Source organism: Bradyrhizobium sp. JYMT SZCCT0428 (assembly GCF_018131075.1).
Classification (GTDB): domain Bacteria; phylum Pseudomonadota; class Alphaproteobacteria; order Rhizobiales; family Xanthobacteraceae; genus Bradyrhizobium.
This window is the reverse complement of sequence record NZ_JAFCLS010000108.1, coordinates 1-10,796: the sequence shown is the minus strand read 5'-3', so window position 1 is coordinate 10,796 and position 10,796 is coordinate 1. Positions and strand designations below refer to the sequence as shown.

At 57.8% G+C, this 10,796-nt stretch carries 14 protein-coding genes; 4 read left to right on the top strand and 10 right to left on the bottom strand.

The features are described 5' to 3' along the window. Window positions 1–149 precede the first annotated feature (149 nt). The 4 genes from JQ575_RS42905 to JQ575_RS42890 all read right to left on the bottom strand — a co-directional run bounded on the left by JQ575_RS42905 (window position 150) and on the right by JQ575_RS42890 (window position 3,292). Entirely contained in the window at window positions 150–1,121 is a 972-nt protein-coding gene (locus tag JQ575_RS42905) for an ABC transporter substrate-binding protein (protein WP_212039176.1), read from the bottom strand. A gap of 229 nt (window positions 1,122–1,350) precedes the next feature. Next, the gene (locus JQ575_RS42900; RefSeq protein ID WP_212039175.1) at window positions 1,351–2,067 is read right to left on the bottom strand and encodes an ABC transporter substrate-binding protein; all 717 of its coding nucleotides are present in this window, start codon (window positions 2,065–2,067) and stop codon (window positions 1,351–1,353) included. Continuing rightward, the gene (locus tag JQ575_RS42895; protein WP_212039174.1) at window positions 2,058–2,480 is read right to left on the bottom strand and encodes a hypothetical protein; all 423 of its coding nucleotides are present in this window, start codon (window positions 2,478–2,480) and stop codon (window positions 2,058–2,060) included. The genes JQ575_RS42900 and JQ575_RS42895 overlap by 10 nt, the downstream gene beginning before the upstream one ends. Window positions 2,481–2,602: 122 nt before the next feature. Beyond that, complete coding sequence (locus tag JQ575_RS42890; protein WP_312016133.1) at window positions 2,603–3,292, bottom strand: VOC family protein; 690 nt, start codon at window positions 3,290–3,292, stop codon at window positions 2,603–2,605. 1,155 nt (window positions 3,293–4,447) lie between these two features. Here JQ575_RS42890 and JQ575_RS46825 point away from each other — a divergent pair. After that, the gene (locus tag JQ575_RS46825) at window positions 4,448–4,753 is read left to right on the top strand and encodes a DUF6894 family protein (RefSeq protein WP_409364893.1); all 306 of its coding nucleotides are present in this window, start codon (window positions 4,448–4,450) and stop codon (window positions 4,751–4,753) included. A 432-nt stretch (window positions 4,754–5,185) separates the two neighbouring features. Here JQ575_RS46825 and JQ575_RS42885 read toward each other — a convergent pair whose 3' ends face one another. Both JQ575_RS42885 and JQ575_RS42880 read right to left on the bottom strand, forming a co-directional pair. Continuing rightward, window positions 5,186–5,368, bottom strand: a complete 183-nt coding sequence (locus tag JQ575_RS42885) for a hypothetical protein (RefSeq protein WP_212039173.1) — start codon at window positions 5,366–5,368, stop codon at window positions 5,186–5,188. A 55-nt stretch (window positions 5,369–5,423) separates the two neighbouring features. Next, complete coding sequence (locus tag JQ575_RS42880) at window positions 5,424–5,702, bottom strand: DUF2934 domain-containing protein (RefSeq protein ID WP_212039172.1); 279 nt, start codon at window positions 5,700–5,702, stop codon at window positions 5,424–5,426. 515 nt (window positions 5,703–6,217) lie between these two features. On the opposite strand from JQ575_RS42880, the gene JQ575_RS42875 reads away from it, so the two are divergent. Then, window positions 6,218–6,823 carry a DNA ligase gene (locus JQ575_RS42875; protein ID WP_212039171.1) on the top strand — a complete coding sequence of 202 codons (606 nt, stop codon included), beginning with the start codon at window positions 6,218–6,220 and terminating at the stop codon, window positions 6,821–6,823. Further along, entirely contained in the window at window positions 6,820–6,990 is a 171-nt protein-coding gene (locus tag JQ575_RS42870) for a hypothetical protein (protein ID WP_212039170.1), read from the top strand. Before JQ575_RS42875 ends, JQ575_RS42870 begins: the two co-directional genes overlap by 4 nt. 503 nt (window positions 6,991–7,493) lie before the next feature. Here JQ575_RS42870 and JQ575_RS42865 read toward each other — a convergent pair. Genes JQ575_RS42865 through JQ575_RS42855 form a run of 3 tightly spaced genes read right to left on the bottom strand, consistent with a single transcriptional unit; the run spans window position 7,494 to window position 8,307 of the window. Continuing rightward, window positions 7,494–7,700, bottom strand: coding sequence for a hypothetical protein (locus JQ575_RS42865; protein WP_212039169.1), 207 nt, complete (start codon window positions 7,698–7,700; stop codon window positions 7,494–7,496). Next, window positions 7,700–8,005 carry a hypothetical protein gene (locus JQ575_RS42860; RefSeq protein ID WP_212039168.1) on the bottom strand — a complete coding sequence of 102 codons (306 nt, stop codon included), beginning with the start codon at window positions 8,003–8,005 and terminating at the stop codon, window positions 7,700–7,702. Before JQ575_RS42860 ends, JQ575_RS42865 begins: the two co-directional genes overlap by 1 nt. Continuing rightward, the gene (locus JQ575_RS42855; RefSeq protein ID WP_212039167.1) at window positions 8,002–8,307 is read right to left on the bottom strand and encodes a hypothetical protein; all 306 of its coding nucleotides are present in this window, start codon (window positions 8,305–8,307) and stop codon (window positions 8,002–8,004) included. Before JQ575_RS42855 ends, JQ575_RS42860 begins: the two co-directional genes overlap by 4 nt. Window positions 8,308–9,049: 742 nt before the next feature. Between JQ575_RS42855 and JQ575_RS42850 the strand changes: the two genes are divergently transcribed. Then, window positions 9,050–9,340, top strand: a complete 291-nt coding sequence (locus JQ575_RS42850; RefSeq protein WP_212039166.1) for a hypothetical protein — start codon at window positions 9,050–9,052, stop codon at window positions 9,338–9,340. Between the two features lie 112 nt (window positions 9,341–9,452). On the opposite strand, the gene JQ575_RS42845 is transcribed toward JQ575_RS42850, so the two are convergent. Next, entirely contained in the window at window positions 9,453–9,770 is a 318-nt protein-coding gene (locus JQ575_RS42845; RefSeq protein WP_212039165.1) for a PilZ domain-containing protein, read from the bottom strand. Between the last annotated feature and the right edge of the window lie 1,026 nt (window positions 9,771–10,796).

Here is a 10,796-nt window from a genome sequence, read left to right as displayed (position 1 = left end):
CCCCTTTGGCACATCCGATGCCGGGAGCGGGCGTCGTCCACCACATCATTCGCGTCGGTTTGACCGGACCACGGCGATTCCGGTCTACCCCGGTGAACGGACATTCTCAGGATAGGCGAGCATGTCTCAAAAGGTTCCAAAAGCCGCCATCATTCGATCACTTCATCGGCGCGGACGAGGATCGAGGTCGGCACGGTGAGGCCGAGCGCTTTGGCGGCTTTCATATTGATCACCAGCTCGAATTTGGTCGGCTGCTCGACCGGCAGATCGGAAGGCTTGGCGCCTTTGAGAATCTTGTCGACGTAGCCGCCTGCACGAAGATACAAATCGGCGATACTGGGGCCGTATGAAATCAATCCGCCATTGGTGACGAATTGTCGGTAGAGATAGCTCGCGGGCAGGCGATGCTTCGCCGCCAGGGCGATAATTCGTGGGGCGTTGTTAACGGTCAAAGTATCGCCAAAAACATTTATTGCATCGGCCTGCTGGGCTGCGGCCGCGGCAAATGCGACGTCGATTTCCTCGGCCGTGGTCGCCTCAAATACCGGCAGAGCAACGCCTAGGTTCCGGGCAATTTGGGGCAACTCCTCGGCGACGGTGAGCATGTGAAATGGATTGCCCGGATTGACCAAGTTCGCAATCTTCGAGGCGGTAGGAACCATTTCCAGCAGGGCTTGTATCGCTTTGCCGGAGAAATTTCCGGGCGCGAAGAGTGATAGACCCGTCATGTTGCCGCCGGGATGCGACAGGCTTTGGACGAGGCCAAGCCGCACGGGATCGGCCACAGCTACGAATAAAATCGGAATGCTGGCGGTTGCCGATTTCAGGGCTACAGCTGTTTGCGTGTTGGTGGCGATAAGCAGATCGGGCTTGAGGGCGACGAGTTCGGCCGCTAGAGCCGGTATGCGCTCGGCATGGCCCTCGAAATATCGGGAGTCTATGATTAGGTTCTTGCCCTCGATCCAGCCGTGACCGCGCAGGCTCTCGTCGAACACTTTTTTGATCGGCAAATTTTGGACGTTGCCAAGCGTGCCGACCCGGCGAGGCGTCCCCTGCGCCCACGAACGCCTTGGCGAAACGAGCAGCGCCGCAACCGCCGCTATGAACTCCCGCCGCTTCATTCGATCCCCATGACAGCTTGAGGGCGACGGCGAGCAGAGTATCAGGTCTCGAGGGTCCGGCGGGCGCGAATGTTGTGCCGCAAGCGCGGCGCGATGGCGCATGTCCGCTTTGGGTCAAACTGAGAAGTCCGGATGCTCGACCCGGAGGTCGGCTTTGCCCTCAATAACGGGCATTGTCAGGCAGTTCTTCTACGTCCGAAAAGTGTGCCAAAACCTGAAGTCGACGATCCTACTCGATCACTTCGTCGGCGCGCACTAGCAGCGATGGCGGCACCACGACGCCGAGCGCCTTGGCGGTCTTAAGGTTCACCACCAGCTCGAACTTGGTCGGCTGCTCGACCGGCAGATCACCCGGCTTTGTACCCTTGAGAATCTTATCAACAAAAAATGCGGTCCTGCGAAACTGATCTCGAAAGTCAACGCCGTAATGCAGTAGTAAACCCGCCTCCGCGAATTGTTTGGCACCCGAGATAGCTGGCAGTTGATTTCTGAGAGCCGCCATAACAATCTGGCCGCGATAATCGAACAGCACAGCGTCGCCCAACACGACGACCGCCTGTGCGCGCTCTTTCACCATTGTCGCAAAAGCCCCTTCGACTGCATCCAATCCGCGGGCGTCAACCGGAACTAGCGTCAGCCCCAACGGCCGGGCAGCCTCCTTCATCGAGGTCAACCGGTTTCGATTGGGCGCAAAGTCCGGATTTCCCAAAACGCCGACACGCGAAAGGTTCGGTAGAGCCTCCTTCAGCAGCTCAAGTCGCTTGCCGAAAATCTCGTCGCCAGGGTCCTGCGCGAACCCAGTGACGTTCCCACCCGGCCGCGCCAGACTGGCGACAAGCCCGGCGCTGACTGGATCGGCGCTGTTGGCCATCACAATCGGGATGGTCGTGGTCGACTTCATCGCCGCAACGGTGTTCGGATTGGCTCCAGACACGATCACGTCCACGCCGAGCCCAACCAATCACCAGCCAACGCGGGCAGCCGTTCTATCTCTGCGTTGGTGAAGCGGTACTCGATGGCGACATTCTCGCCAACCCGATAGCCGAGGCTCCTTAATCCATCTTCGAACGCCCGAATGTGAGAGAGTTGCTGGTCTCGGGAATTATACGAGAGATACCCCACCCGGTAGACCCGTCCTGCGGGTTGCTGTGCGCGCGCTTCCAACGGCCCCGTCGCCATCATCCCGCCAGCCAGAATAATGAACTCGCGTCGTTTCACTGCCGATTGCCCCAGATGTTCTCGAGAGCGTAGGCTCTTTTGCGCAATGTCCAAAGGGTCGAATGTCCGTTCCGGGTCAATCGCGTCGGTTTGGCCCTCTGTCGATGCTTCCGGTTTTCCTCCTGAAGCGGACACCGTCACGGACGGTCGGTATGTCTCAAAAGTGCAATGAACGAGGATGCGATCAGAATTGACGTCCTTTCCAGACCAGATCGCTCGGACAGGCCGAAGCATCGATCCGACCCGGGACATGCTTGCGTTCGCTATCTTGCCCGTTGTGCGGTCTTCAGATGCGGCCGATCGAGGTACAGGGAGGCAGCGAGCCCCTCCTCGTTTTGTGCGGCGAATTCGGTCAATAGCTTCATCTCGGGAATTCGCGAACGATCGAGCGTCTCAACGTCAGGCCAGTCGATCTCGATCAGATTTCCCGCTGGGTCCCGCAAATACATCTGGACGCAGCCATCCGGAAGTTCGTTCACCGGATTGCGAAACGCCGTCGAGTCGAGCGCGCCAATCGCCTTCGCGGCATCGTAGGCAGCATGGAAATCGTCTACATCTACCGCAAAGTGCTGGTAGAGCGGAACCTGATCTTCCAGCTCGAAGACGTGCAATTGCAGATCGCCGCAGCGGAGATATTTTGTTTTGAAGCCAAAATTGTAGGTGGGGATGGTCTGCATGCCCAATACGGTCTCGTAGAATTTCACCGACTCCGCGAGATTCTTGGTGCCTATCGACAGGTGGTTGAAGCCCGTAACCTTCATCATCGCCTCCCACGAAAGCAAAAAGCGCCCCACCCGGCCATAGTACTCTGACGACCAATCTGGAACAATCATGCAATTGGGCTTTGTCGTCGCGACACGAGGTCCGTTCCGGGTCAAAAGCTGCCTCGACAGCCCCGCAACGCCACTTCCGCTTTGCTTCGACGAACGGACATTTACCGACCGGCGCCGCACTCAATAACATCGTCAGTGCAAGCAGCGAGATCGACGTTGCATGCCGTTCGGTTGCTCGGATGATGCCAACGCCCATCGGTATTAAGGAAGGACAGGCGGCCCTCTTCGTCTCCTCGCCAGAGCAACCGCGCATCCGCACGCGAAGTTAGCCGCTAGCATGAGAGTGCTCAGGCGACCGGCAAAAGCCTTGCGTCCGGCCTCGTCGCGTTTACGGTTGATTGTCGGTGCGCCTGGTCATTCAAGCTAGTGCAATCTTGGAAGTGCTCAACGACCGTGGCACTTGCCAGATGCTCCCAATACTCTGCCTCGGCAAGCAGCTGCCAGCTATTTTCAGGATGATATGCAGCACTCTGCCGACACAAAGACGCCATCGCCCGGAGGCGGCGTACAGTTTCCATTCCCATCCTCCCCGTCGTTTTCCCCTCTTAATTTTTGTTTTTCATCGGAGTCATTATGATTATGACTCAGAACTAATTTCTGCGTTTGCGGCGCTGACGCCGCGGCTGATTGCGAAATGTTTCGGTTCGGGTTAATAGCTCCGACCGTGCCAGCACGCTGTCGCACCGATCCATCCGAACGCGATGCCGGTGATCCGGACGAGGGATGGAAGCGATCGGTGGCCCAGCCGGCAGCTTGATACCCAGCCCACATGAGGTCTTACGCCCGGCTTTACGTCGGGAAGTTCGGCTTCAACTGATTCCGAAAATTTTAGTAAATTCGGACCAGCCTCCCGTCAGTGTGAGGAGGTGTATCACGCGTAAGCGACTTCGTTTCTGGCGGATTCCCCGCGCTAATCGTAACGCAGGCGGGCAATCGCGCGCGCGAGGAAAACTAGCTTCCTATATGGCCGCGATTGAACTGGCTGACGTGCTTGTTAAAAAACGGCCTCAGCGCGGGGAAGCAACTGGAGCCGTCAAGACTTAACGCGGCGCCCAATATGGACCTCAGAGTTTCGCAAGCGTTTGTTCACTTGTGAACGCAGGAACTCAGTTGTGCGGCGTTGCCAGACGCGCGGAGACTCGTTTCTTCCGAAATAGGCAGTACGTTGCCTCGGGTGTGGCGAGATCCTTCGCCCGTATCGGGTGGGCCGAGCGGCACACTGGATCAGTGAAGAGTCTACCTCACCTGCCAAATCCGGGTCGCCGATAGCGTGTGATGGGAGGCACGAACGTCTGGACCGAAATCCGCGTTGATCGATTGGGCCCGCCTTGGGGAACGAAAACCCAGCATCCGCATTTCCCATCAATGCCGCACTATCATTTTGAATTAGCGAATGGACAGCGGATTCCAGACCCGCGTGGCCTTCATTGTAGAGATAACGAGGATGCAATCGCCAAAGCGCACCAAATTGCGGATGCGATGGCCGCTGAGGTCGGCGAAACGCCTCGTTGCCTGGTCGTAGTGGACGATGATGGAAACGATCTCTGCAAGGTGCCGATTGCTCCATCACTCTCACCCTGACGCCGTGAAACTTGCGATGGTTGGAAGTAGGAATAGGCCTTGGACGGAGCAAGACGATCGCCGGCTGCTTGAATTGCGAAACAGCGGGAGATCGTATCTTTCGATAGCGGTGGCCATGAGACGCTCCGCCTCTGCGATTAGAGGTCGTCTGTGTATTGTCCGGGCTCGGGTGAGATCCATCCCAGAATCGCTAAAGGTCGATGCGTAGCGCCACGTTCTAGCCCACCGCCCGCACATAGGCGGCGCTATGCGTATCTCGCCTCTTGGTTCTGAGGCTGAACAGACCGCCGGAACCGTCGAGATTGTCGGAGCCAACGCGCCGTCCGTACCCTGGATTGCCGTTCCGCCAAGGCAGCCGCATTCTCCGCGCCCGAAGTAAGGCCGCCTCGGTTGGGGCCTGTTCCGTAAAAGCCCGTGAACCGGAGTCTTATATCACGCCGACCACTTATCTTCTTCGCGCCTGGCTTCGTCGTCGTTAAGACGTTCGGCAATGTCGTCAGCTACAGCCGGATCATCGGTGTCTGCAATCGGAACGCCGTCTTGCTTCTTGATCTTTTTACCGTCGGCATTCACCGGAAAATCCCCGGACTTCAGAGGCTTTTTGGGAACTGACATCGCGACCTCCTCTTGCGCGCAATCGGCCCGGTCAGAGCGTAAGCGCACCCAGATTCTACTCGTCTCGAGATTTCCCGAGCTCCGACTCCGCCTGCAGCCAGAACTCCTCGTCCCGGCCAACCGGGCGGCCGTGCTGCTCCCATAGTTCGTGAGCGCGCGCTCTGATCTCTTCCTTAGATCGCCTAGCGGCAAGGTGTTTTTGCAGATTCTGTCTTAGTTCATCGACCCAAGCGGTAAGGCGCTGATAGGTCGTCTGGTCTGTTACCCGAGAGGCTATACGGCTCGCTTGTTCAATCTTGCGCTCCAGGTCGCGGGGGTCCTCGAGCTGATCCATGGCAAACCTCCGTCCATATAAGACGGCCCTGGCCGGAAATGGTTCAGTTTCCTCACCTAAAAGGGCTCCATTTTGTCGGCGCGCTTCCTATCTTCCGAGCGTTGTCTTGTTGCGTAAGGAATTGCCTATGAGTAATCCAAAGGCCGTAAAATACCGTCGCTTAGCGCTCATCGAACCCGACCAGGACAAAGCGCGGTTGCTGCACAAGATCGCTGAAGAGTCCGAGCAAGGCATCCTCGTAACGGCAGACTGGCGGGCCCGTCCCTCAAAGGCGGCAACCGGGCCTCAGCCTGTTAACGTCAAAACGCCTTAGAGCTTGCGATGGTTGGAGATAATAACAGGCCTTGGACGAAGGAAGATGATCGCCGGCTGCTTGAATTACGAGACAGCGGCAGGTCTGCACTTTCGGTATCCGTGGCTATGAGACGATCGGTCTCTGCAATTAGAAATCGCCTGTGTATCGTCCGAGCCAGGGCGGCCCGGGCGAAATCCACCTCAAGCCATACTGAGAAATGATGCGAAGCTCGTCGTTCGAACCCTGCATCCCGACCCGTGCCACTAAGGTCCCCTCTTCCAAAAGTTGGCTCCATGAGATCAAGCACGATGGCTATCTGCTGATCGTTCATCGCGAGGGTAAGCGGGTTCGACTTTTCACTCGGAATGGCTTCGACTGGAGCGACCGCTACCCGCTGATCACCGAGGCGGCGCTGCGCATTCGGTCGACGTCGTTCGTCCTGGATGGTGAAGCCGTGCTTCTCGGAGTCGACGGCATCTCCGACTTCGACGGCCTGCATTCCCGGAAGCATAACGACGAGGTGCAGTTTTATGCCTTTGACATGCTGGTCACCGACGGCGCCGACATCCGAAAACTGCCACTCACCATGAGGAAGACGAACCTCGCCCGGCTGCTGGCGCGGCGTGTCGACGGCATCTTCATCTCCGATTTTGAACGCGGCGAGATCGGGCCAGAGCTTTTCCGGCATGCCTGCCTTATGGGCCTGGAGGGGCTGGTGTCGAAGCTCGCCGATCGACCGTATAGGCCGGGCCGGTCACCCCACTGGGTAAAGGTCAAAAACCCCGCCTCTCCCGCCATGCTGCGGGCCAAGGATGCCTTCTCATGAATGTCTGGGTCTACGTCGACACGAGCAAGCAGGTCGGAGATATCAACCATCTGCAGGTATTCGCGAGCGAGGCCGCAGCCGAGGCCTGGTTTCGAGATCACGATCCCGAGGGCGTAGCCTTCGAATATCCTGTGAAAGATAACGGTTCGAAACCGGCGCTCCCCTGATGGAGCGGCGCAAACGGCCCCGGTGCGGGAGAACGCCACACTGCACCAAAGGCCGCCAACCCAATGGGGGTTTTCTCCCGGTTCGAGGCTGAGGAGTCACCGGGAGCGCGGAGTTGATTCCGGGGGCGCCGGTTCGTTCCTAACGCCAAGAAAAAGCCCGCCGGTTAGGGCGGGGCGTCGTTCCAACTGCGTGCACGGTTCAAATCCGTGCAGAGCCATGTGTGCTAAAAATCACATACGCCAACCTGGTCCCGGCGTATTTCCCCGATTACTGGCTAGCGGGAATGGTCTCGCCCCAATGACGGGGATTTTCAAAATGATTACTCTCAAAATCACCGCCATTTTGGCCATCTGTGCCGGAACATTGATCGCGCTGGCATCGAGCGAATTCGGCGCCGAATTAGTCCTCGCCGTGGTCAGCCTCGTATAAGGCTCCGTTTCGCGGGCAAGAAAAGCCCGCCGGGGTGAGCCGGCGGGCGTCACGAATTCAATTCCAATTCTGGCTATTCGCCTCGGCAGATGTCCTCTTGCAGGGCCTTAACTCTGCGAGCGACATCCAGCGTTGCGAAGACTAGTAGGTTGGCGTCTTCGGCCGGCATTTGGAATGGTTTGCCTTCCCCGGCGCCGAGTAGGTTTTGCGTCGATCGGATCTGGAATTCCACCATCATCCCGATGTCATGCAGCGCGCTGTCAATATCGTTGGCATCCATCAGACCGCGCTCCCCTGACTGCCGATCATGCCCGGCAAAACCTCGGCGATATTCTCGATCAGGAGATGGTGCCACGCACCGCTCCGATCGCCCGCCACAAGGTCTCGCGGCCACGTCTCCCCGTCCGTGTCGGCTTCGACAGCGTATTGCAGAAGCGCAATCAGGCCGGCGACAGTCGTCGGCAACACAGTCACCAGCTCTGCTGCCGCCACGCCCTCGGCATCCCACAGCTCATGCATTGCGCGCTCAGAGGCTATCCAGCGCGGATCGTCGTCGAAAATAATCAGCTCTTCCCAAGCATTCACATCGGAATGACGCTTCTCGGGGCGGCAGCTCGATTTCCAGCTCGGTGTGCACAGAGTTCGGCAATCACGGCGCGGAATGCAGCCTTGTGCGCCTCGATCGCTGCCAGGATCGGGTCAGGGCCGCTGTGGCTTGCGATAGCCGGGTCGGCGATGGTTGATGCCCCGATCAGAACGGCGCTACCAGCGGCGACGCCAGCGGCTTGGGCGAGGAAGCGCCGCCGAGACGGCGCTTCCGCATGTTGGTTTTGGGATATGGTCGTGCTTGTGGGTGGCGTGCTATGCACGCGGTCAGCCTGGGTCATGGGATTCTCCGTCCTTCGTGGCTCGGGTTAGAGCCGGGGCGGAAGCTGCTAACTTCCCCTCGGCTTGATTTTATGCTAGCATTTTATCATGGCAGTTCAAGATAAAAAGATAGCAAAAAAGCGTGGGCGCCCGGCAACGGGCACCGGCCGTACCGTTGGGGTGCGAATCCGTCCGGACCTTTCGACACAAATTGAAGGGTGGAGGGCTCAGCAGCGGCCGATACCATCGGAGCCCGAAGCTATCCGCCGGTTGGTCGAGATCGGGCTGAGGTCGAAGAAGTGACCAGCGGCGCGCCTTGGTCGAAAGAAGAGGATCAACGCCTCCGCGATTTAGCGCAATCGGGCTTAGGAAGCGAAGACATTGCCACTCGCATGAAGCGATCAAGATCGGCGATACGAGCAACTGCTGAAAGGCTGGATATCACCATTGCCTGTGGTCGAAATGAGAAGGTCACGGTCCGCCGGCTTGTAGGGCTGGGCATCAAGAGCAAGAGCAAATGACCCAAGATGCTCCGGTTCTCGCCGCCAACATGGGCCAACGAGCGGTGATGCAGTGTCTGAGCTTGACTGAATGGAAGGTGCTGTCTCACCTACCTGTGCCGGCTGGGCCCGTTACGGTCATTCGGATACGCGATCTTGGTTGGATCGAACTTCGCGGAATGAAACCGCGAACCGAGATCCGTTTGACTGAGTTGGGACGGGCAGCAATGCGCGCCCCTGTTGTACCGAAGGCGAAGACGAAATGACAGGCAACGAGAGACGTGAGGCGGGACCTTACTCCCACGTCGATTTCAACGCCCCGGCCGTCCTTCGGAAATGGCCTTCGCTTAACAACCAACGGCGCACCGAGAGCACCGGCCCGTACATGCTGCTCGACGGCACCCTGGACGAATGCATCATGGAATTCATGGCCAAGCCTGAATCGACCCGGCATTTGTACGAAATTCAGACAGCACCGCAGCCGCCATTGGTCACCGAGACCCTGTTATCCGAGCATGTCGCTGAACTCGCGCGGCTTCGTGAGTTTCTTTGATGCTCCGACAAGCGCCATTAGACAGAGGTTTTGCGATCGTGCCGGAGAGCACTGCGGTCAATGGCTCAGGCCGGAAAGGACCTGCAGCACGGCAAGGCGCTTCCGCCCACTTTTAGGCCGGAGTCTTAGCCGGTGTCTTGGTCGAGGTGTTTCGCTTCCCCTTGCCCCGCTGCAGGAAAATGACGCCCAACTGATCACCGTTGACCCAAGCCAATTCGCAACGGCGGTAGGCAAGCCCGGTCGAGGAAAGCAGCAGGAAAAATTCTTTTAGGTGCAGCCCTTCCAGGGAACCTCCGACCGTCAATTTGGCGCCGCCGTCCGAGGCATCTTCCATAATGCAGTTGCGCCGCCACGTGCCGTCGATAGCCATCATGTATGCAGGATGGCCCCGCTCAAACACAACCCGACGTTCTGATCGCTGCTCTGCCATCGGCGCTTCCGCTGTGACATAGGTCGGGAATTTATCGGTCGAGAGTTAAGGAAACGTAGCATCGGGAACAAGTGGCAATGCCCGGGGCTGATGGTTTGTCGCCCCCAAAGGCGCTGAGGCCGATTTTTTTCATTTATGATTGAAAACACTGAAGGCGACTTCACCCTATGGGCGAGGTTGGCGGACTAGGCGGCGGCAAGCCAAAATCCTGAGCCTGCTTGGCGGCTAGCTTTCGGTAGGCTGTCGCTTGCTCTAACAACTGCGTTTTGAAGGTCGAATCTCGTTCATCCGCTGCTAGGCGTTCTAGAGCCACGGCCCGATCGAGATATTCCGTAAGGAGTTTCATTGGAAGGTTTAGTCTTTATGTTCGGTCCAGCTGCGTTCGCCGCACTGACATTCAAACATCCGTACCGTCAAGCCGCGAATCGCGTCCATCATCTTGTGAACCACTTTGGGCTGCGCGCCACACCTACACTTGCGATGCTCGCGCGTCTCCGGTCCTGTTAGTTTATCGCTGCTAAAGTAGTTCATTACTTATCCCGCCAAAGGTTAATCACCTAATTGCTAGAGTGTACTCTAGTTCCTCTCGGAAAATGCGCCTTCACCCTAACGGGTGATCTTGCGCGACGCCAAAAGTACTATTGGGGCAACAAAAAACGGCCCCAGTGAGTGGTCTGAATTCTCACTGAGGCCGGTCGCTTTGGGTAGAGTGCCCAGTCATCACAAGAGGGCATAACGATCGTAATCTTCAATCCTCAATAAAACGGAAACGACCCGACGGTTGCCGACGCAATCACCCAGCGGACGGTCGCGCTGTTTCTGTGGCGCCGCGATCGATAACGCAGGCGTCCACCGGCACACTCGGGAAGTCCATATGACCGAGCTGCGTGAGTTCGCCGGCCGTTTGGAACGCTGGCCTGGCGCGGGAGTTTAAAATTTCACTCTAAGTGCCGTTTTTGTCGTGGAGTAAAATTTTGAGTAACGCGCAAGATAATAGATTGGACGTCGGCACTCATTTTAAGATGA

Coding starts and splice junctions, on each gene's coding strand:
- JQ575_RS46825 (WP_409364893.1), top strand. CDS start 4,448: ATGGGAGGCACGAACGTCTGGACCGAAATCCGCGTTGATCGATTGGGC.
- JQ575_RS42875 (WP_212039171.1), top strand. CDS start 6,218: ATGCGAAGCTCGTCGTTCGAACCCTGCATCCCGACCCGTGCCACTAAG.
- JQ575_RS42905 (WP_212039176.1), bottom strand. CDS start 1,121: ATGAAGCGGCGGGAGTTCATAGCGGCGGTTGCGGCGCTGCTCGTTTCG.
- JQ575_RS42870 (WP_212039170.1), top strand. CDS start 6,820: ATGAATGTCTGGGTCTACGTCGACACGAGCAAGCAGGTCGGAGATATC.
- JQ575_RS42855 (WP_212039167.1), bottom strand. CDS start 8,307: ATGACCCAGGCTGACCGCGTGCATAGCACGCCACCCACAAGCACGACC.
- JQ575_RS42850 (WP_212039166.1), top strand. CDS start 9,050: ATGACAGGCAACGAGAGACGTGAGGCGGGACCTTACTCCCACGTCGAT.
- JQ575_RS42865 (WP_212039169.1), bottom strand. CDS start 7,700: ATGGATGCCAACGATATTGACAGCGCGCTGCATGACATCGGGATGATG.
- JQ575_RS42885 (WP_212039173.1), bottom strand. CDS start 5,368: ATGTCAGTTCCCAAAAAGCCTCTGAAGTCCGGGGATTTTCCGGTGAAT.
- JQ575_RS42880 (WP_212039172.1), bottom strand. CDS start 5,702: ATGGATCAGCTCGAGGACCCCCGCGACCTGGAGCGCAAGATTGAACAA.
- JQ575_RS42845 (WP_212039165.1), bottom strand. CDS start 9,770: ATGGCAGAGCAGCGATCAGAACGTCGGGTTGTGTTTGAGCGGGGCCAT.